General features: G+C 45.7%; 26 protein-coding genes and 1 riboswitch. Of the genes, 13 read left to right on the forward strand and 13 right to left on the reverse strand.

Annotation, left to right across the window (positions count from 1 at the left end):
- Nucleotides 1-15: 15 nt before the first annotated feature.
- From murA to mlaF, 7 genes are read right to left on the reverse strand one after another with little or no spacing between them, the layout of a single operon-like run.
- Entirely contained in the window at nt 16-1,281 is a 1,266-nt protein-coding gene (murA, locus tag L1D22_RS17375; protein WP_239830686.1) for a UDP-N-acetylglucosamine 1-carboxyvinyltransferase, read from the reverse strand.
- Nucleotides 1,282-1,289: 8 nt separating this feature from the next.
- Nucleotides 1,290-1,544, reverse strand: a complete 255-nt coding sequence (ibaG, locus tag L1D22_RS17380; protein WP_004738686.1) for a BolA family iron metabolism protein IbaG — start codon at nt 1,542-1,544, stop codon at nt 1,290-1,292.
- A gap of 13 nt (nt 1,545-1,557) precedes the next feature.
- Entirely contained in the window at nt 1,558-1,866 is a 309-nt protein-coding gene (locus tag L1D22_RS17385) for a lipid asymmetry maintenance protein MlaB (RefSeq protein ID WP_239830687.1), read from the reverse strand.
- The gene (locus L1D22_RS17390; RefSeq protein ID WP_239830688.1) at nt 1,866-2,543 is read right to left on the reverse strand and encodes a phospholipid-binding protein MlaC; all 678 of its coding nucleotides are present in this window, start codon (nt 2,541-2,543) and stop codon (nt 1,866-1,868) included. The genes L1D22_RS17385 and L1D22_RS17390 overlap by 1 nt, the downstream gene beginning before the upstream one ends.
- Before the next feature lie 4 nt (nt 2,544-2,547).
- On the reverse strand, nt 2,548-3,039 hold the full coding sequence (gene mlaD / locus L1D22_RS17395) for an outer membrane lipid asymmetry maintenance protein MlaD (RefSeq protein ID WP_017632287.1): 492 nt from the start codon (nt 3,037-3,039) through the stop codon (nt 2,548-2,550).
- Nucleotides 3,040-3,041: 2 nt separating this feature from the next.
- Nucleotides 3,042-3,821, reverse strand: coding sequence for a lipid asymmetry maintenance ABC transporter permease subunit MlaE (mlaE, locus tag L1D22_RS17400; protein WP_017632286.1), 780 nt, complete (start codon nt 3,819-3,821; stop codon nt 3,042-3,044).
- A gap of 1 nt (nt 3,822) precedes the next feature.
- The gene (gene mlaF / locus L1D22_RS17405) at nt 3,823-4,617 is read right to left on the reverse strand and encodes a phospholipid ABC transporter ATP-binding protein MlaF (protein WP_123306381.1); all 795 of its coding nucleotides are present in this window, start codon (nt 4,615-4,617) and stop codon (nt 3,823-3,825) included.
- A 265-nt stretch (nt 4,618-4,882) separates the two neighbouring features.
- Between mlaF and L1D22_RS17410 the strand changes: the two genes are divergently transcribed.
- From L1D22_RS17410 to mgtE, 12 genes are all read left to right on the forward strand, one after another.
- The gene (locus L1D22_RS17410) at nt 4,883-5,848 is read left to right on the forward strand and encodes a calcium/sodium antiporter (protein ID WP_017063737.1); all 966 of its coding nucleotides are present in this window, start codon (nt 4,883-4,885) and stop codon (nt 5,846-5,848) included.
- Between the two features lie 34 nt (nt 5,849-5,882).
- Nucleotides 5,883-6,854 carry an arabinose-5-phosphate isomerase KdsD gene (gene kdsD, locus L1D22_RS17415; RefSeq protein ID WP_239830689.1) on the forward strand — a complete coding sequence of 324 codons (972 nt, stop codon included), beginning with the start codon at nt 5,883-5,885 and terminating at the stop codon, nt 6,852-6,854.
- On the forward strand, nt 6,854-7,411 hold the full coding sequence (gene kdsC / locus L1D22_RS17420) for a 3-deoxy-manno-octulosonate-8-phosphatase KdsC (RefSeq protein ID WP_048659268.1): 558 nt from the start codon (nt 6,854-6,856) through the stop codon (nt 7,409-7,411). Before kdsD ends, kdsC begins: the two co-directional genes overlap by 1 nt.
- Nucleotides 7,408-7,971 (forward strand): LPS export ABC transporter periplasmic protein LptC, encoded by a 564-nt coding sequence (gene lptC / locus L1D22_RS17425; protein ID WP_239830690.1) that lies wholly within the window; start codon nt 7,408-7,410, stop codon nt 7,969-7,971. Before kdsC ends, lptC begins: the two co-directional genes overlap by 4 nt.
- Complete coding sequence (gene lptA, locus L1D22_RS17430) at nt 7,952-8,446, forward strand: lipopolysaccharide transport periplasmic protein LptA (RefSeq protein ID WP_017058914.1); 495 nt, start codon at nt 7,952-7,954, stop codon at nt 8,444-8,446. Before lptC ends, lptA begins: the two co-directional genes overlap by 20 nt.
- Nucleotides 8,447-8,448: 2 nt before the next feature.
- Nucleotides 8,449-9,174: an LPS export ABC transporter ATP-binding protein gene (gene lptB / locus L1D22_RS17435; RefSeq protein WP_004735304.1), complete on the forward strand. Its 726-nt coding sequence runs from the start codon at nt 8,449-8,451 to the stop codon at nt 9,172-9,174.
- 54 nt (nt 9,175-9,228) lie between these two features.
- Nucleotides 9,229-10,689, forward strand: coding sequence for an RNA polymerase factor sigma-54 (locus tag L1D22_RS17440; protein WP_017632280.1), 1,461 nt, complete (start codon nt 9,229-9,231; stop codon nt 10,687-10,689).
- 64 nt (nt 10,690-10,753) lie between these two features.
- Nucleotides 10,754-11,041: a ribosome hibernation promoting factor gene (gene hpf, locus L1D22_RS17445; RefSeq protein ID WP_009847742.1), complete on the forward strand. Its 288-nt coding sequence runs from the start codon at nt 10,754-10,756 to the stop codon at nt 11,039-11,041.
- Between the two features lies 1 nt (nt 11,042).
- Nucleotides 11,043-11,504 carry a PTS IIA-like nitrogen regulatory protein PtsN gene (gene ptsN, locus L1D22_RS17450; protein WP_004738707.1) on the forward strand — a complete coding sequence of 154 codons (462 nt, stop codon included), beginning with the start codon at nt 11,043-11,045 and terminating at the stop codon, nt 11,502-11,504.
- A 1-nt stretch (nt 11,505) separates the two neighbouring features.
- A complete protein-coding gene (gene rapZ, locus L1D22_RS17455; RefSeq protein ID WP_123311633.1) occupies nt 11,506-12,375 on the forward strand; it encodes an RNase adapter RapZ in 870 nt (289 codons plus the stop codon).
- Nucleotides 12,376-12,377: 2 nt separating this feature from the next.
- A complete protein-coding gene (locus L1D22_RS17460) occupies nt 12,378-12,653 on the forward strand; it encodes an HPr family phosphocarrier protein (protein ID WP_008220439.1) in 276 nt (91 codons plus the stop codon).
- A 148-nt stretch (nt 12,654-12,801) separates the two neighbouring features.
- On the forward strand, nt 12,802-14,157 hold the full coding sequence (gene mgtE / locus L1D22_RS17465; RefSeq protein WP_239830691.1) for a magnesium transporter: 1,356 nt from the start codon (nt 12,802-12,804) through the stop codon (nt 14,155-14,157).
- 96 nt (nt 14,158-14,253) lie between these two features.
- Here mgtE and pmbA read toward each other — a convergent pair whose 3' ends face one another.
- Nucleotides 14,254-15,597, reverse strand: coding sequence for a metalloprotease PmbA (gene pmbA / locus L1D22_RS17470; RefSeq protein ID WP_105057617.1), 1,344 nt, complete (start codon nt 15,595-15,597; stop codon nt 14,254-14,256).
- A gap of 118 nt (nt 15,598-15,715) precedes the next feature.
- Here pmbA and yjgA point away from each other — a divergent pair, with 118 nt between their 5' ends.
- Nucleotides 15,716-16,240: a ribosome biogenesis factor YjgA gene (gene yjgA, locus L1D22_RS17475; protein WP_239830692.1), complete on the forward strand. Its 525-nt coding sequence runs from the start codon at nt 15,716-15,718 to the stop codon at nt 16,238-16,240.
- A gap of 107 nt (nt 16,241-16,347) precedes the next feature.
- Here yjgA and thiQ read toward each other — a convergent pair whose 3' ends face one another.
- From thiQ to mpl, 5 genes are all read right to left on the reverse strand, one after another.
- The gene (thiQ, locus tag L1D22_RS17480) at nt 16,348-17,052 is read right to left on the reverse strand and encodes a thiamine ABC transporter ATP-binding protein (RefSeq protein ID WP_239830693.1); all 705 of its coding nucleotides are present in this window, start codon (nt 17,050-17,052) and stop codon (nt 16,348-16,350) included.
- A 10-nt stretch (nt 17,053-17,062) separates the two neighbouring features.
- Nucleotides 17,063-18,658 (reverse strand): thiamine/thiamine pyrophosphate ABC transporter permease ThiP, encoded by a 1,596-nt coding sequence (gene thiP, locus L1D22_RS17485; protein ID WP_239830694.1) that lies wholly within the window; start codon nt 18,656-18,658, stop codon nt 17,063-17,065.
- Between the two features lie 83 nt (nt 18,659-18,741).
- Nucleotides 18,742-19,734 (reverse strand): thiamine ABC transporter substrate binding subunit, encoded by a 993-nt coding sequence (thiB, locus tag L1D22_RS17490; RefSeq protein WP_239830695.1) that lies wholly within the window; start codon nt 19,732-19,734, stop codon nt 18,742-18,744.
- A 53-nt stretch (nt 19,735-19,787) separates the two neighbouring features.
- A riboswitch (TPP riboswitch) is annotated at nt 19,788-19,907 on the reverse strand.
- Nucleotides 19,908-19,950: 43 nt separating this feature from the next.
- A complete protein-coding gene (locus L1D22_RS17495) occupies nt 19,951-20,574 on the reverse strand; it encodes a flavin prenyltransferase UbiX (RefSeq protein ID WP_239830696.1) in 624 nt (207 codons plus the stop codon).
- A 38-nt stretch (nt 20,575-20,612) separates the two neighbouring features.
- Nucleotides 20,613-21,971, reverse strand: a complete 1,359-nt coding sequence (mpl, locus tag L1D22_RS17500) for a UDP-N-acetylmuramate:L-alanyl-gamma-D-glutamyl-meso-diaminopimelate ligase (protein WP_239830697.1) — start codon at nt 21,969-21,971, stop codon at nt 20,613-20,615.
- Between the last annotated feature and the right edge of the window lie 85 nt (nt 21,972-22,056).

The following is a 22,056-nucleotide window of genomic DNA, read 5'->3' on the forward strand; positions in this document are numbered from 1 at the left end:
ACTCACTAACCTAAGTTAGCTAGACTCACGAAATCGTGTAATGTTTGCGCCTAGGGCTGACAGTTTATCTTCAATCTTATCGTAGCCACGATCGATGTGATAAATACGGTCAACGATGGTTTCACCTTGAGCGATACAGCCTGCAATAACAAGGCTCGCAGATGCACGAAGATCCGTTGCCATTACTTGAGCGCCGCTCAGTTTTTCCGTTTCACCACAGATAGCCGTGTTGCCTTCGATTTCCGCTTTTGCACCCATTCGCTGTAATTCAGGAATGTGCATGAAGCGGTTTTCAAAGATAGTCTCAGTGATAACACCACTGCCCTTCGCCATCATGTTAAGCAGAGTAAACTGAGCTTGCATATCGGTTGGGAAACCAGGGTGAGGTGCTGTTACGATTTTCACCGCTTTCAGCTCACGACCGGTCATATCAAGGCTGATCCAGTCTTCGCCCGTTTCAACCTTCGCACCCGCTTCTTCAAGCTTCGCTAATGCAGCTTCAAGAAGATGAGCGTTAGTGTTACGACAAACAACTTTACCGCCAGATACTGCTGCTGCAACAAGGAACGTACCCGTTTCAATACGGTCTGCAACCACAGAGTGTTGACCACCACCAAGGCGTTCAACACCTTCGATAGTAATCGTGTCTGTACCTGCGCCAGAGATCTTAGCACCCAGCTTGTTTAGGAAGTCCGCGGTATCAACAATCTCAGGCTCACGCGCAGAGTTGTCTAATACTGTTTTACCTTCTGCGAGTGTTGCAGCACACATGATAGTGATCGTAGCGCCTACGCTTACTTTATCCATCACGATGTGCGCGCCTTTCAAACGGCCATCAACACTTGCTTTCACATAACCATCTTCCAATGTAATGGTTGCACCTAGTTGCTCTAGGCCATGGATATGAAGATCAACTGGACGAGCACCAATCGCACAACCACCAGGAAGTGACACTTGGCCTTCACCAAAACGAGCAACGAGAGGACCCAAAGCCCAGATAGAAGCACGCATTGTTTTTACTAAATCGTAAGGCGCACAAAATTCATTAATTTCGCTGCCATCAACGTGGACGCTACCGTTACGTGATACTTTCGCGCCTAAACGCTTTAGCAGTTCCATCGTAGTATCGATGTCACGTAGATGAGGAACGTTACTTACTTCCACTGGCTCTTCAGCAAGAATTGAAGCAAATAGGATTGGTAGCGCAGCGTTCTTTGCGCCAGAGATCGTCACTTCACCGCTTAACGGCTTGTCTGATCCAATAACTCGAAACTTTTCCATCATAAACCTTAAAGTGACATCAGTTTCTTATCACGTTCCCACTCTTCCGGCGTAAATGCCTTGATAGAAAGAGCATGGATGTCATTGCGTTGAATGTATTCCATTAGTGGGCCGTAGATTAGTTGCTGCTTCTTAACTCGATTCATGCCGTCAAAACATGGATCAACCGCAACAACTTCGTAATGACTGCCTTCACCCTTCACGATAATTTCTTGAAGGTTCAGTGCCTCTGCTAATAATTCTTGTACTTTTGTGCTGTCCACAAATAGCTCCTGCCTAATTTTTTATGTGTTCTGCCATCATTGGCTGGATATTGCTCAATTGGAACAACGTTCGTAATTGTTCTGGCACGAAACTGAGCATTATATGACAGTTTTGATTTTTTGCATGCTCTAATAAGTGAATTAGCATCACCATTCCTGCTGAATCGACTCGATTTATATGGCTAAGGTCAATTTTAACGCTCGATTCCGTTGTTTGCCACTTTTCCAATATACGCCAGATTGCAGGAACACTGTCTCGGTCGATATCTCCGAGAAGCTGATACTCTTTAGAGCTTAGCGCTTGCCATTGAGATTGGCTCATTATTTATTACTCTCAAAGCGAATCGGCTGTGCAGCCAGTTTCTCTAGCTCGTCAGCAACCGCTAAGATACCGTCTTGACGAATCTTAGTATTCCACTCTGATTGCTTACTCGACAGCAGGCTGATCCCCTCCGCAACCATATCAAATGCTTTCCACTCGCCCGACTTTTTGTCTTTGCGAAGCTTAAATTCAAGTTTGATGTTAGGTCGCGGTGAATCGATGATATCGACCTTGATGCTGGTAATACGACTGTCCGCTTTGATTTTTGGTTCAGGACCAAATTCAATTGTCTGATCAGTATATTGAGTCAGAACTTGAGCATAGGAAGAAACCAAGTATTTACGGAATGAGTCGATAAATACACGCACGTCTTTTCTATCTGCGCCTTTCAAGTTTGGTCCAAGTAACTTAAGTGCTGCATATTGCGCATTCACATAAGGCATCAACTCTTCTTCCACGATGACCTTCAATAATTCTGGGTCTTGGTGGATGTTGTCTTGTTCACTCTTTAAACGATCAAATGCAACTTCTGCTACTTGAGTCATCATCTGGTATGGCTGAGTACGATCAATCGACTCTGCAGCAAAAGCTTGAGCCGACATCAGAAAAGCGACGGCTGTCAGAAAGCATATCTTCAACAAGTTACTAGTCTTCAATAAGTTATTCGTCTTTAACATCTGCCTACTCCTTAGCTTCGCTATCATCAGAACCACCAACGCTATACAGCACTTGGCCAATCAAATCTTCTAGTACCAATGCTGACTTGGTGTCTTCAATCGAGTCACCATCAACCAACATCTCTTCATCATCAAAAATGAAACCCGGTACTAAGCTGATGTACTGCTCACCGATTAAGCCAGACGTTAAGATTTGAGCACTAGAGGTATCTGGAAATTGTGAGTACTTCGAATCAATAGACAATTGAACCACTGGCAGGTAGCTCTCAGTATCAAGTTCAATGCTTTGAACTCGACCAACAACCACGCCACCCACTTTCACAGGAGAACGAACCTTTAGGCTACCAATGTTGTCGAACGTCGCTTTTAAGTTGTAAGTATGGTTCGAACCTATACCTTTTACGTCAGCGACTTGAAAGATCATGATTAAGATTGCGCAAATTCCGGCAATAACAAAGGTGCCGACCCATAATTCTAATTTTCGAGTTTGTTGCATGATTAATTCCCAAACATCAATGCGGTAAGAACAAAATCTAGCCCTAATACCGCTAGAGAAGAGTGCACTACTGTGCGTGTGGTTGCCTGACTGATACCTTCAGAGGTTGGTACCGCATCATAACCATTGAAAAGTGCGATCCAAGTGACGGTGATAGCGAAGACCATACACTTGATCATGCTGTTACCAATATCTCGGCCCAGCTCAACAGAAGACTGCATCGCAGACCAGAAGCTACCGTGGTCAATGCCTTTCCAATCAACACCCACTAACTGACCGCCCCAAATACCTACCGCCATAAAGATCATAGCAAGCAATGGCATTGAGATAAGCCCGGCCCAAAGTCGTGGTGCAATAATGCGTTTTAGAGGATCAACGGCCATCATCTCAAGGCTTGAGATCTGCTCCGTTGCCTTCATTAAGCCAATCTCAGCCGTTAACGCCGAACCAGCGCGACCTGCAAACAGCAGCGCTGTCACTACAGGGCCGAGCTCTCGTAATAGAGAAAGAGCGACCATTTGACCAAGGTTGCCCTCAGCACCGTAATCAATGAGTACGACATAGCCTTGCAGGCTAAGTACCATGCCAATGAACAGACCCGAAACTAAAATAATAGCTAATGACTGAACGCCAACGCTATAAAGTTGTTTTACTAATAAAGGGAAGTTTTTTAGTCTCGGGATGCCAAACAAAGCCCCGAATAACATCAGGCTTGCTCGACCAAATGACTCACAAATCGCAAGTGTGCGTCTGCCGACACCCGCAATAGTTTTAGCAATCATATTAAAACAAATCCTTTTCTAGACTTTGTGCGGGGAATCTAAACGGCACCGGGCCATCAGCTTCACCTTGCAAGAATTGCTGCACTCTCGGGTCGTCATTGTTGTACAACTCTTCAGGCGTTCCCGCAGCAATGATTTTGCTATCGGCCATGAGATAAACCCAATCCGCAATACTCATTACTTCTGGAACATCGTGAGAAACGACAATCGAGGTTAAGCCCAACGCTTGATTGAGGTTACGGATAAGCTCAACCAAGACACCCATGGTGATTGGGTCTTGGCCAACAAACGGTTCATCGTACATGATGAGCTCTGGATCTAAGGCAATCGCACGTGCCAACGCCGCTCGTCTCGCCATACCGCCAGACAATTCACTTGGCATTAACTGTGCTGCCCCTCGTAACCCTACCGCCTCAAGCTTAAGTAATACGATGGTACGAATGAATTTTTCATTCAGTTCAGTGTGCTCTCGCAGAGGAAACGCCACATTATCAAACACATTGAGATCCGTAAAAAGTGCACCCGACTGGAAAAGCATGCTCATTTTTTTACGTGCTTGATACAGCTTTCGACGTGATAATGCAGGGATATTGTCACCATCAAACCAGACTTCGCCTTCATCTGGCGGCAATTGACCACCAATCAAACGCAGCAAGGTCGTTTTACCAATCCCTGACGGCCCCATGATTGCGGTTATCTTGCCTTGAGGTACCTCTAAACTTATATCATCAAAGATAACGCGATCACCGCGTGAAAAGCTGAGGTTCTTAACTTTCACAAGCTCAGTGTTCAACATATTTTTGTTGTTTCCTTGCTTTAAAAAACGCCATTTATAGCTGCAATAATAATGAGTCTACTTTAGAATTAAAAGCACTGTTCGATTAATTCATATTAAACAGAAAAGTATGGCAGGGATTTGAAAGCATTGAGAAATTATCCATTCGATTCTATTTCTTTACTACTAACTGGTAATTAATTTGTCGAGTGACTTCCCTTTTAACTAGCAACAAGTCAAAATTAGCGGTTAATTCTCCGTTTTTTATTAATTTTTAGGAATCATCATGCTTGAAGCGATTGCGTTTCTTATTATCGGTCTAGGTTTTTTGGTGTGGAGTGCAGATAAGCTGGTTTACGGTGCCGCAGCTCTCGCTCGAAACTTCGGTATTTCACCACTAGTTATCGGTATGACGATCTTAGCAATGGGGTCTTCGGCTCCTGAAATGATGGTTTCTGCAACTGCAGCCCTTGATGGCAAAACAGATACTGCCGTTGGTAACGTTTTAGGTTCAAACATCGCCAACATCGCTCTGATTTTAGGTATTACAGCGCTGATTAAGCCATTATCTATTAGCTCAGGCGTGATTCGTCGTGAACTCCCATTAATGATCGGTGTCACTCTACTAGCGGGCGCCCTATTGTGGGACAACCACCTAGGCTTCTATGAAGGCGTGTTGTTGTTTGTTCTTTTTGCCGCGTTTTTGTTTGCTATGCTGCAAATCAGCCGCAGCGAGAAAAAGAACGGCGATGCTTTCCTTGATGAGCAAGAATCAGAGATCCCAGAAGGCGTAAGTAACCCTAAGGCTGCAATGTGGGTCGTGATTGGTCTGATCGTCCTACCTTTAGCTGCTGATATGCTGGTAGATAATGCGGTAATCATCGCGAAATTCTTCGGCATGAGTGACCTTGTGATTGGTTTAACCATCATTGCTGTTGGTACTAGCCTTCCGGAACTTGCAGCATCACTGGCTGGTGTAATGAAAGGTGAAGACGATATGGCCGTGGGTAATATCATCGGTTCAAACGTATTCAACATCCTTGCTGTTATGGGTATCCCGGGCATCTTGAATCCTTCAATCTTGAGCGAGTTTGCGATGGGCCGTGACTTCTGGGTAATGCTAGGTGTCTCACTACTGCTTGTTGTGATGGCACTAGGAAAATCTCGTAGCGTGAATCGTATTGAAGGCGGCGTGTTAATCGTAACGTTCGTGGCCTACCAAAGTTACCTACTAATGAACATGTCGGCTTAATTGTTGATTTAACTTCCCGTACTTGGAGTATTTGATGTCTCAGCCATTTGATTATCGCAGTGTTGCCAAACAAGTTTTGGAAACCGAAGTTGCAGGTCTTACTCAATTAGACCAATATTTTAATGATGATTTCTGCAAGGCTTGTGACCTTATCTTGAACAACAAAGGCAAAGTTGTTGTGATGGGCATGGGCAAATCAGGCCACATTGGCAACAAAATCGCGGCAACGCTGGCAAGTACCGGAACATCGGCTTTCTTTGTACACCCGGGTGAAGCGGCACATGGCGATTTAGGCATGATCGAGCCGGGTGATATTGTGATTGCGATATCCAACTCAGGTGAATCGGGAGAGATCCTCAGCCTATTCCCAGTATTAAAACGCCTGAACATCAAGATCATCAGCATGACAGGTAAGCCAGCATCGAACATGGCGACCTTATCTGATATCCATTTACAAATTTCAGTACCAGAAGAAGCGTGTCCACTGGGCTTAGCCCCCACCACCAGTACCACGGCGACGTTGGTTATGGGTGATGCATTAGCCGTTGCACTTTTGCAGGCTCGAGGCTTTACCGCTCAAGACTTTGCATTGTCTCATCCAGGTGGCGCTTTAGGTCGTCAACTGCTGTTAAAACTAGACGACATCATGCACACAGGAGATGCACTCCCTGTTGTTGCACCAAATGCGCTAGTACGAGATGCTCTGTTAGAGATATCTCAAAAAGGCTTGGGCATGACAGCCATCGTTGGTGAAGATGGCCAAATGGCCGGTATTTTTACCGATGGTGATTTACGCCGAATCCTAGACAAGCGCGTTGATATTCATAACACGCAGATCGGCGACGTAATGACACTTAACCCAACTGTAGCAGAACCCAACATGCTTGCGGTTGAGGGCCTTAACTTGATGCAAGCTAAGAGCATCAACGGCTTGATGTTGTGCCAAGAAGGCAAACTGGTTGGAGCGCTAAACATGCATGACTTACTGAAAGCAGGAGTAATGTAATGACACAGACAGTCGAAACTCTATACGGCACGGTCGATGCTGATGTATTTGCAGTAGCAAAAGAGATCAAACTCCTAATTTGCGATGTCGATGGTGTGTTCTCTGATGGTCGCATCTACATGGGCAACAACGGTGAAGAGCTAAAAACCTTCCACACTCGTGACGGTTACGGCATCAAATCACTGATGAACGCGGGTATTGAAATCGCGATCATCACTGGCCGTAAATCTCAGATTGTTGAAAATCGAATGACGGCTTTGGGTATTAAACTGATTTACCAAGGTCAGGACGATAAAGTTAAGGCATACCAAGATATTTGCGATAAGCTTTCTGTAAATCCTGAAAACACAGGTTACATCGGCGACGATCTGATCGACTGGCCTGTGATGGAAAAAGTTGGCTTGAAGGTCTGTGTAGCAGATGGTCACCCGCTACTTGCAAAGCGAGCAAACTACGTGACAACCATTAACGGTGGTCATGGTGCGGTACGTGAAGTTTGCGACCTTATTTTACAAGCAAGAAATGAACTCGACGTGCATAAAGGTTTAAGCATATGAGTTTTACTCGTATTATCTATTTAATACTAATATTTATTGCCTCTTGGTCGACCTATTATCTGTACGACAAAGAGCAAATATCGACGATACAAGTAGCTCCAAATTTGGAGCTGCCCGCGTTTAGTGGCAAAAGTCTAAACAACATTAGCTATGACCAATCTGGTATCCGTAGTTATCAGGTTGAATCGACCTATTTAGAACACTACTCAGTGGTTGGCGACACGCACTTTCAAAACCCAGTCCTTTCTGTATTCCGTGAAGGACACACGATTGAATGGCAAGTCACCGCTGATCGCGCGATTATGGACGAGAATCAAGTTGTCACTTTTTATGACAACGTAGTAGCAAAGAACCTGCTGCCAGAAGCGAGCTTCGATACGATGACCACAGATAAAATGGTTGTTGAGCTGACTAGCCGAGATTTTTATTCAGAGACTCCGGTCCATATGATCGGTACATTTTTTGAAACTGAGGGGCAAGCAATGAAGGGTAACTTCGGTACCAACAATGCAACCCTCTTTAATTCTGTTCAAGGTAGATATGAAACTCTTACACCTTAGTTTATTCGCTTTGACCCTTGCGGCGCCTAATGTCTATGCTCTTTCTTCGGATAGCGAGCAGCCTGTCTACATTGACTCAGACAGCCAGCAATTGGATATGAAAAGTAACCAAGTGACTTTCCTTGGTGATGTGAACCTTAAGCAAGGTAGCATCAACATCAATGCCGATAAGGTTATTGTTACTCGTAACGCCGTAAATGGTGAGATTGAAGAAATTCAAGGCTTCGGTAAGCCAGCAACCTTCTCTCAGCTGACTGACGACGGGAAGACACTCTACGGTGAGGCTGACGACCTGCATTACCAGCTTGTTGCTGACCGATTGATCATGACAAAGAATGCGATGCTATCTCAAGATGGCAGCATCATTCGTGGCTCTAAGATCACTTACCAGATCGGCTCTCAGAAATTAGTCGCTGACAGTGGTGAGAACAAACGTGTGTCAACGGTTTTACAACCAACGGAAGTGAATAAGTAACGATGGCTGTCTTAAAAGCAAAAAACCTAGCGAAAACATACAGCAAGCGTAAGGTAGTAACCGACGTTAGCTTGCAGGTGGAGTCAGGTCAGATTGTTGGCCTGCTTGGACCAAACGGTGCAGGTAAAACCACGTCGTTTTATATGATTGTTGGTCTGGTTGCGCGTGATGAAGGCACCATTAGCATTGATGACCGAGACATCAGTATCTTGCCAATGCACAGTCGTTCACGTCTTGGTATCGGTTACCTGCCTCAAGAAGCGTCTATCTTCCGTAAGTTGTCTGTAGAGAACAACATCATGGCAGTTTTACAAACCCGTGATGAGATGACCAACGAACAGCGTCAAGATAAGCTAGAAGACCTACTAGAAGAGTTCCACATCCAACATATCCGCACCAGCAATGGTATGGCTCTGTCGGGTGGTGAGCGTCGTCGTGTTGAGATTGCTCGTGCACTAGCAGCAAACCCGCAGTTCATTCTATTGGATGAACCATTCGCTGGTGTTGACCCGATCTCAGTAATCGATATCAAAAAAATCATTGTTCATCTGCGCGATCGCGGCTTGGGCGTTTTGATTACCGACCACAACGTGCGTGAAACTTTAGACGTGTGTGAAAAAGCTTACATCGTAAGCCAAGGACACCTGATCGCTGAGGGTACTCCTGAAGATGTTCTCAATAACGAACAAGTTAAACAAGTTTATCTAGGCGAACAATTCCGTCTATGATTATATAGAGAGTATCGAGAGTTCTAAGAATAATAACTAGGTAAGTAACACTGAATGAAACCCTCATTACAACTTAAGCTAGGCCAACAGTTAGCAATGACTCCTCAATTGCAGCAAGCGATCCGTTTGTTGCAGTTGTCTACTTTAGATTTGCAACAAGAGATCCAAGAAGCACTTGAATCTAACCCACTACTCGATGTCGAAGAAGGCAATGAAGACACGCCAACATCGGAAGAAAAACCTAGCAGTGACGAGAAAGAAACAGTTGAAGCCACAGAGCAAGACTTACCTGACAGCTCAGACTTAATCGAAAAATCAGAGATTGGCAACGAACTCGAAATCGACACAACTTGGGAAGATGTCTACAGCGCAAACACCGGTAACACTGGCATTGCGATTGATGACGATATGCCTGTTTATCAAGGCGAGACCACACAAAGCCTGCACGATTACCTACTTTGGCAACTCGATCTAACCCCCTTCACTGATACTGACCGAAGCATTGCTTTCGCGCTCATTGACGCCATCGACGACTATGGCTACCTCACCGTGTCTTGTGAAGACATCCTTGAAAACTTCGATAACGAAGAGATCGAGCTTGATGAGATTGAAGCCGTTCGTAAACGAATTCAGCAATTTGACCCATTAGGCGTTGGTTCAGTGAACCTGCAAGATTGCTTGTTACTGCAACTAGCAACCTTCCCACAGGATACACCTTGGCTTGAAGAAGCTAAGTTAGTGCTTACTAGCCATATCGACCAACTCGGTAATCGTGATTACAAACTCGTCATCAAAGAGACCAAGTTGAAAGAAGCAGAACTACGTGAGGTTCTGCAGCTGATTCAACAACTGGACCCACGACCTGGCAGCAAGATTACGCCAGATGAAACCGAATATGTGGTTCCAGATGTGTCTGTATTTAAAGACCTTGGCAAATGGTTAGTAACCATTAACCCTGATAGCGTGCCTAAGTTGAAAGTGAATCAGCAATACGCCGATCTGGGTAGCAAAGGCAACAGCGCTGACAACCAATACATCCGTTCAAACTTGCAAGAAGCAAAGTGGCTAATCAAAAGCTTAGAAAGCCGAAATGAGACGCTACTCAAAGTTGCGCGATGCATTGTTGAACATCAGCGTGATTTCTTCGAACATGGCGAAGAAGCGATGAAGCCAATGGTACTTAACGACGTTGCATTAGCCGTTGATATGCATGAATCCACAATCTCTCGTGTGACGACTCAAAAGTTCATGCATACGCCTCGTGGCATATTCGAACTCAAATACTTTTTCTCAAGCCATGTCAGTACTGACAATGGCGGTGAATGTTCATCTACAGCAATTCGCGCGCTCATTAAGAAGCTCGTCGCGGCAGAAAACACCGCGAAACCTCTAAGTGATAGCAAGATTGCTGCTTTACTGGCTGACCAAGGAATTCAGGTAGCTAGACGTACGATAGCGAAATACCGTGAGTCTCTGGGCATTGCCCCATCGAGTCAGCGTAAACGCCTGTTATAAATAATTTAGCCCGTAGTTTCGTTAAGCCATTTATAACTAGGCAACCAACTGAAAAGGAAAGTCTATGCAAATCAATATTCAAGGCCATCACGTTGATCTTACCGATTCAATGCAAGACTATGTTCACACCAAATTCGACAAACTTGAGCGCTTCTTTGATCATATCAATAGCGTTCAGGTTGTTTTAAAAGTTGAGAAAATCAATCAAATCGCAGAAGCTACCCTGCATATAAATCAAGGGGAAATCCATGCGACAGCAACAGATGAAAGCATGTATGCCGCGATTGATTCATTGGTTGATAAACTCGTTCGCCAACTCAACAAGCACAAAGAAAAGCTAAGTAGTCACTAACATGCAATTAAGCGAAGTACTTTCATTGGACTGCACCAAAAGTGCAGTCCAATGCACAAGCAAAAAAAGAGCCCTTGAGCTCATCAGTCAGATCGCAGCAGAAAGCTGTGGTCAAGATTCAACAGAGCTGTTTGAGTGCATGTTGAGCCGTGAGAAAATGGGCAGTACAGGTATTGGTAATGGCATAGCTATTCCCCATGCTCGTATGAATGTCAGTGATAAAGCGATTGCTGTATTACTGCAATGCCAAGATCCAATCGAATTTGATGCTATTGATAATCGTCCTGTCGACCTACTATTTGCTCTGCTTGTTCCAAGTGAACAGTGCAAGGAGCATCTAAAAACCCTTTCATGTATGGCAGAACGACTTAACGACAAGCAGACTCTTAAACAGTTGCGTAATGCTCAAAGCGATCAAGAGCTTTACGACATCATGATTCAAGTGCCAACTTGCGAGCAATAACATGCGATTAATCGTGGTTAGTGGCCAATCCGGGGCCGGTAAAAGTGTTGCGCTACGAGTCCTTGAAGACTTGGGGTATTACTGTGTTGATAACCTACCCGTAAATCTGCTCAACGACTTCGTCGAATCGGTACGCGAGATCAATCAAAACGTCGCCGTGAGCATTGATATTCGTAACCTACCGAAAGAGCCTCAGTTAGTCACAGACACGCTAGAGCAACTTGAAGCTGCCACTGATATTGACGTGAACGTCTTGTTCCTCGATGCCAGCAAGCAGACGTTACTCAAGCGCTACAGCGAAACACGCAGAATCCACCCTCTATCAATCGGCCAAGAAAAGCTCTCTCTTGAACAAGCGATTGATTTAGAAAAGACACTCCTGACACCTCTTGCTGAACAAGCCAGCATTGTGATCGACAGTAGTGACTGCAACCTCTACGAATTGAGTGAAAAGGTTCGCTTTAAAGTTGAAGGCAAAGAGAAGCAAGAGCTCATTATTGTCTTTCAATCATTCGGTTTTAAGTATGGCCTGCCAAGTGACGCTGACTATGTGTTTGATGTTCGCTTCTTGCCTAACCCTCATTGGGAACCAGATTTACGACCATTAACGGGCCTCGATGCTCCGATTCACTCTTTCCTAGAAAAACACCCAGAAGTAATTGAACTCAAGCAACAGATTCAAGGCTTTGTTGAGCAGTGGCTACCAATGTTAGAGAAAAACAATCGCAGTTACCTAACGGTAGCCATTGGTTGTACTGGTGGTAAGCACCGCTCGGTGTATCTAACGCAGAAAATTGGCGAATACTTCGAACAACTTGGTCATCAAGTTCAAATCAGACATGCCTCTCTAGAGAAGCACCAACAGGGCTAACCATGGAATTAACTCGAACTGTACTGATCCAAAACCGTTTGGGTCTTCACGCTAGAGCGGCCGTAAAGTTGGTTGAGCTTGCACAAAGCTTTGATGCCACTATCACAATTCATAGTGAAGAAGATAAAAGTGCCACCGCAGACAGCGTAATGGGACTATTGATGCTGGAGTCAGCCCAAGGCCAACACATCACGATTCAAGCTTCGGGCACTGATTCACAACAAGCACTTGATGCCGTTTGCCACCTTATCGAAGATAAATTTGATGAGGGTGAGTAGCCAAGACGCTTAACTCGTAACGCCGCAAACTCAAACGGTGAACCAACCTATATTAAATCTTAGTTCTACCTAAGTTTATGATTTAAATAAGCCCTAGAATTAAGTTACTATTCCAAGCATTGTAAGAATAATGAGATAGGAGGAAAATATGGCAGAGCAATTAGAATTCGACCAAGCTCACCAAACCCTCCAAGAAGTCAGCGAAGCCCTAGAAAACGGCCGATTTGTTCACGTACGCCGACAACTTCAGGACATGGAACCTGAGGATATTGCACACCTTTTAGAAGCCTCCCCTCGCAAAAGTCGTGACGTACTCTGGCAACTCACCGATCCAGAAGACTACGGTGAAATTCTTGATGAACTAAACGAAGACGTCAAAGATGCTCTTGTGTCAAAAATGGCACCAGAGACCTTGGCCGAAGCAACCGAAGGCATGGAGACCGATGACGTCGCGTACGTACTTCGAAGCCTGCCCGACGATGTATCTCGCGAAGTCCTTTCTCAAATGGACTCCGCCGATCGTGCACTAGTTGAAACCGCCCTGTCGTACCCAGAAGATTCTGCTGGTGCGATCATGAATACCGACGTAATCACGATTCGTGGTGATGTCGATGTCGATGTTGTATTGCGTTATTTACGTATGCGTGGCGAACTGCCTGATGCAACCGATGCTCTGTATGTCATTGATGAAGAAGAGCGCCTTATTGGTAACTTGTCACTGACCACACTGATTACGACTCAGCCTGATATCGCCGTTTCAGAAGTAATGGACGATGCCGATGAAGCCATCTCAGTAGAGACCAGCGCGTCGGATATCGCGAGCTTATTTGAGCGTCGCAACTGGGTTTCAGCACCGGTTGTCGATAGTAACCAGCACCTTGTGGGTCGTATCACCATCGATGACGTGGTTGATGTTATCCGTGAAGATGCCGAACACTCAATGATGAGTATGGCGGGTATGGACGATGACGAAGATACCTTCGCACCGGTCGTAAAATCTGCTCGTCGTCGTAGTGTCTGGCTTGGTGCTAACGTACTCGCGGCACTGGCGGCAGCATCTGTATCAAACATGTTTGAAGCAACGCTCGACCAAATGGCAGCGATTGCGGTTCTGATGACTATTGTACCTTCGATGGGCGGGGTTGCTGGTAACCAAACCGTTGCACTTGTGATTCGTGGTTTAGCACTCGGGCATATCGGTGACAGTAACAAACGCGAACTGCTGCTCAAAGAAGCAGCTATCGGCTTCCTCAACGGCGTTCTATGGGCCGTTATCATTGGTGGTATTGTGGTAGCTTGGAAAGGTAACTGGATACTGGGAGGCATCATCTCAGCAGCGATGATGACCAACTTGATTGTCGCTGGTATTGCCGGTGTAACCATCCCTGTGATGCTGAAGAAGATGAATATCGACCCGGCATTGGCAGGTGGTATGGCACTCACAACGGTTACTGATGTTATTGGCCTATCCGTGTTCTTGGGCTTAGCGACCATACTGATCTAGTTAGCATAAGCAGCTAGCCACTTGTGGCGAAATACAAAAAACAAAAAGGGAACCATCGGCTCCCTTTTTTAATTCATCAGATTCGCTTTAATTGAATTACTCGCCCGCAACTTTCATCGACTCAAGCAAGATAGAACCCGTTTGAATCTGTGAACGCGTTTCAACATCGTTGCCGACTGCAACGATCTGATTAAACATATCTTTTAGGTTACCCGCAATCGTCACTTCTGATACTGGGTATTGGATCTCTCCGTTCTCAACCCAGAAACCTGCAGCGCCACGAGAGTAATCACCCGTTACTGTGTTTACGCCTTGCCCCATCACTTCAGTGACTAGGAAGCCAGTACCCAACTCTTTAAGCATCTGCTCAAAGTTTTGACCTGTCGACTTAACGAACCAGTTATGAATACCACCAGCGTGACCGGTTGGTGTCATATCCATTTTACGTGCTGCGTAACTCGTTAGTAGGTAAGTCGCTAAAACACCGTCAGTGATGATTTCACGATCTTGAGTGAACACACCTTCGCTATCAAATGGGCTTGAAGCCAAACCACGCAGGATATGAGGGCGCTCAGAGATGTTGAACCAATCTGGCAAGATTTTCTGACCTAGATGATCCAATAGGAAGGATGCTTTGCGATACAGGTTACCACCGCTGATCGCCATCACTAGGTGACCAATAAGGCCAGTAGCTACATCATTGGCGAACATGATCGGGTATTGACCTGTTGCTAGCTTTTTAGCATCTAAGCGGCTAATCGTCTTTTCTGCAGCTTCCTGACCGACACGCTCAGGCGTCCACAGCTCGTCACGGTGACGTGCAACGGTGTAGCTGTAGTCACGTTCCATTTCACCATTAGCACCCTGACCAATCACGCAACAGCTCGTGCTATGACGGCTAGATGCATAACTTGCTAGCAGACCGTGGCTGTTACCATAGACCTTAACACCGTAGTGGCTGTCGTAACTTGCGCCATCACTTTGTTTGATCTTGTCGCTATAAGCTAATGCTTGCTTCTCAGCAGCAATCGCAATCTCAGCGGCATAGTCTGGGTTTGGTTCATCAGGGTGAAAAAGGTCCAAGTCTGGAATCTCTTTCACCATGTATTCTTTTGCTGCAGGGCCTGCGAACGGGTCTTCTGAGGTGTACTGAGCGATATCGAGTGCAGCTGCGACTGTTTGAGCAATCGCTTTTTCACTCAGATCAGATGTAGATGCACTGCCTTTTTTCTGGCCGCGATAAACAGTAATGCCTAGCGCACCATCACTATTAAATTCAACGTTTTCCACTTCACACATGCGTGTTGAAACACTCAAACCCGTTGACTTAGTAATAGCGACCTCAGCGGCGTCGGCACTCACAGAGGCCATGTCCAACGCTTTTGCAACTGCGGCTTCTAGATCAACTCTTTGCTGGGCGACTTGCTGTTTTACATCCATATCTATTCTAATTTTGTAGGTCAATATTACGTAGGATAACAAGAATTTCGCTTTCTCCCCAAGATTCTTGCTAAAATAGGCAATATATTCGTTTGAGATAGTGACATAGGCAGAAAAGATGGCTCGCAAAAACCAAAAAGCTCCATGGGAACCAGAAGAAGAAATCATCTGGGTAAGTAAAACCGAAATGAAAACGGACATGGAAGCCCTACAGAAACTAGGGGAAGAACTTGTTACCCTAAAGCCATCAGTATTAGAGAAGTTCCCTCTGTCTGAAGATTTGGCACTCGCGATTAAAGACGCACAACGCTTTAAGAACGAAGCAAAACGTCGCCAGCTTCAATACATTGGTAAGATCATGCGTAACATCGACCCAGAGCCAATTCAAGCGGCATTGGACAAGGTACGTAACAAGCACTCACAAGCAACAGCTGAGCTACACAAGCTTGAGCAACTGCGTGATCGTGTTGTTGCTGAAGGCGATGCTGCCATTTCAGAAGTCATGGACATGTACCCTGAAGCAGACCGTCAGCGTCTTCGTCAGCTAGCTCGCCAAGCTAACAAAGAGAAATCAGCGAACAAGCCAGCAAAGGCTTCTCGTGAGATCTTCCAAATCTTAAAAGAGCTAAAGCTAGAAGACTAATCTTTGTCGCTTTACTCAGCAAGATAATAAAAGACCTAGCGCATGCTAGGTCTTTTTGTTTTAGGCGTACTCAGTATCAAAACACATTCAATATCAAAACTAAGCGATCACTCACCCGCTTTCACAAACGAGCTCAGTTCAGGTTGTGGGTGGTCAGCGGTAAGCTCGGCTATCGAGTCTTCAACCAGCACCTTCCCCAATGCGACAAACACAAACTTGTTCGCAATACTGCGCGCATCACCTAAGTGGTGTGTCACCATCAAGACGGTGATGTTACGCTCTGCGGCTAATCGTTTTACCAAGATCAACATCTCTTCACGTAGCAAAGGATCAAGCGCAGAAAAAGGTTCATCAAGCAGCCAAATGTCATGTGGTTGAACAAAACAACGCGCCAGTGCGACACGCTGACGTTGACCGCCTGATAAGTGCTCAGGCAGCCTATCTAAGTACTCCGCAACACCCACTTGTGCAGCGGCTTGCTCAACATCGAGCTTTTGGGTTGCCGTAAGCTTTAACCCCGGATGCAAGCCTAAGCCAATATTTTCACGTACCGTGAGGTGAGCAAATAGATTGTGTTCTTGGAACAACATCGCCAGCGGGCGTTGGTACGCTTCTTTGCCAATCAACGATTGTCCTGCCACCGAGATCTCACCCGATGTTGGCTCAATAAACCCCGCAACCAATGCAAGTAGCGTTGATTTGCCCGCACCACTTGGCCCCATCAGAGCAACAATATCGCCCTGCTCTGCTTGGAAATCAAAACTAAACAACTCTTGGTGATAGTGGTAATCCACATCTTTCATCACTAACATCATCGGTTCCTTAACTCTTTAGCTTTGAGCTTCGAGTAAACAAAAATTCAATCAGACTAAAACTGCCCACACTCAGTAACAGCAAACTTACTGACACCACTGCTGCCGCTTCCATTTGATAGCTGCCTAACAATTGGAATAGATACAAAGGCAGAGTTCTAAAGTCTTGGCTACCAAACAAGGCAATCGCACTTAAGTCACCCATCGCCAGCATAAAGCTGATTGAGAATGCTTGCGCCATTGGTTTACGTAGCGCACGCCACTCTACCAGTCTAAAACGAGTGAAGCCTGTCATTCCTAAGCTTGCACACACATACTGATACTGCTGAGAAAGATGCAGCATAGGTTGAGCTAAGGTTTTAATCACGTAAGGCAGCGCCATCAAACTGTTTACGGCAATCACGATAAAGAAAGCCAAGCTGAACACATCGGTAACCGAGCGCAATAATAAGAACAGGCCCGTACTGATCACCAAGCCCGGCGTCACCAAAATGATAGTGCCAATCAGCTCAATCTTATCCGCTCTAAAGTTCTTGTTCTGCAAACGCCATGCGCGACTGGTCAGAAGGATCGCGATACCAATACCAACGGCGATAATACTTGCGAGGGAAGCAACACGAACCGAGGTCATTAACGCTGCCCAAAATGGCTCGCTGCTCAGTACAATGAGCGCCTGAGAGTTAATACCACTTAGAATAACCATGGCTAATGGCGGCAATACCAGCATTGAGACTATGATGATCCAAAAGCTATCCCAAGCTTTTGACCACCAGCTGTCCTTAACCAAATACTTCTCTTCCGACAGCTGACTAGCCGTCACAGATATAGGCTTGGACAAACGCTGAATACTCACCGCTAATACGCCACACAGCAGCATTTGCCATATCGCGAGTAACGCGCCAGCTTGCAGGTCAAAGTCGAATTTGATTGCTTGATAGATGGCGAGCTCAATGGTGGTCGATTTCGGACCACCACCCAACGCCATCACGGTAGCAAAGCTGGTGAAGCACAACATGAAGACCAAGCCACACACATGCGGCAATTGCTGTCTTAGCCTCGGCCATTCAACCCATTTGAATTTATTCCAATGACTCATACCTAAGTGAGCACACAGTTTATGCTGCTCGGCAGGCACAGTATCTAACGCTTGCAAAAGTAAGCGACTGGCATAAGGCAGGTTAAAGAAAACGTGCGCCAACAAAATACCATTCAAGCCATAAATCGAGAATGGTAGCTCAATGTCGAAGTTAGCTAAGAACTTAGCTAACCAACCACTATTGCCGTAAATCGCTAGCAAACCAAACACGCCGACTAACACAGGCAGAACCAAGGTCGACGCGAACAATCTTAATAACAAGGCTCGTCCAAAAAACTGTCTGCGGCATAAAGCGTGTGCAATAGGTATAGCAAAGCCAACACTCAGCACTGTTGAGAGTGTCGCCTGATAAAAGCTGAATTTCGTTACATGCCAATAGTAAGGATCGGACCATACTTGGCTGATATCAAGAGAAGGGGCATTGCTAAGCAATGCCCCAACTGCTGAAACCACGAAGGCGGTAATGAGTATCGCAACCCAGATCCCTACCTTAGGTGTTTTCTTTATCATAAATTGATTTTTTACCGTAAATGGTTCACTCCAAACATCACGAATGAACCTTTAAATACAGAAAGCGAGTTTTTAAAAGTACGTTAGAAAGTAAGTGCACTCTGCCATTCACGAATCCAAGGCTTACGCTTCTCGGCGATCTCTTCAGAGCTAAAGCTCAACGCTGTCTGCGGTACTGTTAACTGCTCAAAGCCTTTTGGTAACTCAACATCTGTTACTGGGTACATCCAGTTACCTGTAGGCATCGCCGATTGGAACTCATCACTTAGGATAAACGCCATAAACTCATCAGCAAGCTTTTCGTTCTTACTGCCTTTAACCTTAGCGGCTACTTCCACTTGAGTGTAATGCCCTTCTTCGAAGCTCGCTGCTGCGTACTTAGAATCGCTCTCTGCAATGATATGGTAAGCCGGAGAAGTTGTGTAAGACAGAACCAAGTCAGACTCACCTTCTAGGAACATAGAGTAAGCTTCAGACCAACCTTTAGTTACCGTAACGGTTTTCTGAGCTAGCTTCTTCCAAGCTGTCGTTGCTTCATCACCGTAAACCGATTTCATCCATAACATCATGCCTTGGCCAGGTGTTGAAGTACGTGGATCTTGGTAGATAACCTTCAGATCATCACGCTGCTCAACCAGCTCTTTCAGGCTCTTAGGCGGGTTGGCGAGTTTCTCTGTGTTATATACAAACGCAAAGTAACCAAAGTCATAAGGTACAAAGGTCTTATCATCCCAACCATTAGGTAGTGTTACTGATGAAGTATCAACCTTATGCTCAGCCAATAAACCCGTCGCTTTCGCTTCAGCCATTAGGTTGTTGTCTAGACCTAATACGATGTCAGCCTTGCTGTTGCCGCCTTCAAGGCGTAAGCGGTTTAGAATAGACACGCCATCTTCTAGCGCGACAAAGTTCACATCACAGCCGCACTTCTCTTCAAATGCTTTTTCAACAGCAGGACGAGGGCCCCAATCCGCAGCAAAAGAGTCATAGGTGTATACAGTCAAAGTGTTGTCTGCAGCGAAGGCAGAAAAAGAGATCGCTGTAGTAACAGCAAGGGTAGTTAATGTGAATTTCACTGGACGCTCTCCATGGTCTGAGCGGCACAGGTTTGAGGGAGGAGAACGGTAGAGGTTGTTCCTAACTCAATTCCTACGCCAGCATTATCTGGTTCAGGTTTACGGGTCCCAAGCACTTGCTTGATCTCAGCTCGCATTCATTATTTGAATGGTTCGCTCCCCGATGAGTGTTCAGAATTGTAATTCGAATTTTAACAATAAGCTATCAAGTTTGGATCAATTACGTTGATCGTAACCCCAACGTGGCACTAAACCTTGCTCGATACCAAGATGGTCCAAAATGCGCGCCACCATAAAATCAACTAAGTCTTCAATCGATTTAGGTTGGTGATAAAAGCCCGGAGCCGCAGGCATGATTGTCACACCCATGCTTGAAAGTTTGTGCATGTTCTCTAGGTGAAGCGTCGAAAATGGTGTTTCACGAACCACCAATAACAGCTGACCTCGCTCTTTCATCACCACATCTGCTGCGCGCTCAATCAGGTTATCCGATAACCCATGGGCAATGGATGCCAAGCTGCCCGCAGAACACGGACACACCACCATCTGCCTCGGCGCAGCTGAGCCAGAGGCAACCGGTGAGAACCAATCATCCTTGCCACACACCACCAGCTTTTCTGGATCACAGCCGAGATGCTTAACCAAAGCTTGTTTCGCCGCTTCCGGGCCAGCAGGTAACTTAAGTTCATGCTCTGTCGCTAGTACCACTCGCGCAGCCGACGATATCAGTAAATACACCTGATAATCGGCTGCTAATAAGCATTCGAGTAAACGCAGTCCATAAGGCGCACCAGATGCGCCAGTGAAAGCAAGAGTTATCGCTTTATCGTGTTTTGTCATGTTCTCAGTTACTTCAAATTATAAGGTCTTGGATTGGGTTAACCTTTAAGGGCTAACGCATCCAACAATTTCTGATGAATACCGCCAAAGCCACCATTACTCATTACCAAGATTTGGTCGCCAGCTTGTGCCTCTGAGACAATTTTAGCAACGAATGCATCCATGTCATCACTGACGTGTGCAGGCTGATGACAAGCATCTGCGACATCTTGTACAGACCAACCAATGTTATCTGGTTGGAATAAGTAAGTGGAATCCGCTTGCTTGAGCGAATCAGCCAAGGTTTCTTTGTGCACACCGCGCTTCATGGTGGCAGAACGAGGCTCTAAAACGGCAATGATTTTCTTTGTGTCGACCTTATTACGTAAACCACCGAGCGTAAGTTCAATCGCTGTCGGGTGATGTGCAAAATCATCATAAACAGACACACCAGCCACCTCGCCTTTAAACTCCAAACGACGCTTGGTGTTGATGAAAGTCGCTAGCGATTCACACGCTAAATCCGGTGTTACACCCACATGTCTTGCTGCCGCAATCGCCATTAAGGCGTTGTTAACGTTGTGGTCTCCCACTAAATCCCAATCTACCGTTCCAACACATTCGTCTTGGAAGTAAACCTCAAATTTAGAGCCGTCTTTAACCAGCTTATTGGCATCCCAATCACCAAGTTCACCACTCGATTCTGTTTCACTCCAGCAGCCACGAGATAGGACATCTTGGATAGCCGCATCTTGCTTAGGTGAGAAAATACGGCCATTGCTTGGTACGGTACGCACTAAATGATGGAACTGACGCTTGATCGCTTCAAGATCATCGAAGATGTCAGCATGATCAAACTCAAGGTTATTCATGACCAAGGTTCTCGGATGGTAGTGAACAAACTTAGAGCGTTTATCGAAAAAAGCACTGTCGTATTCATCAGCTTCCACCACGAAGAACATGCTTTCCCCCAGACGAGCTGAGATACCAAAGTTACCTAATACACCACCCACCAAGAAGCCCGGCGCATAGCCACAGTCTTCTAATATCCAAGCTAGCATGCTAGATGTTGTCGTCTTGCCATGCGTGCCTGATACGGCCAACACCCAACGGTCGTGCAACAAGAACTCTTGCAACCACTGCGGGCCAGATGTGTATCTAAGGTTGTTATCCAATACATACTCAACACACGGATTACCACGGCTCATCGCATTACCGATAACCACAAGGTCTGGCCTTGGCTCTAATTGGCTAGGGTCGAACCCTTCAATAATTTCAATCCCTTGAGACTCCAACAAGGTGCTCATTGGAGGATAAACATTCGCGTCACTACCGGTAACCTTGTGACCTAATTGACGAGCCAATACCGCAGCACCACCCATGAAGGTGCCACAAATTCCTAAGATATGAATATGCATAAATTGCTTCCAAACGCCTGGCTAAATGAACCATGTCTAAATCAAACTACTTGCACTCATTATCATTAAATGACGATTAAAAGCG

The organism is Vibrio sp. Isolate34 (assembly GCF_022397915.1).
Lineage (GTDB): Bacteria > Pseudomonadota > Gammaproteobacteria > Enterobacterales > Vibrionaceae > Vibrio.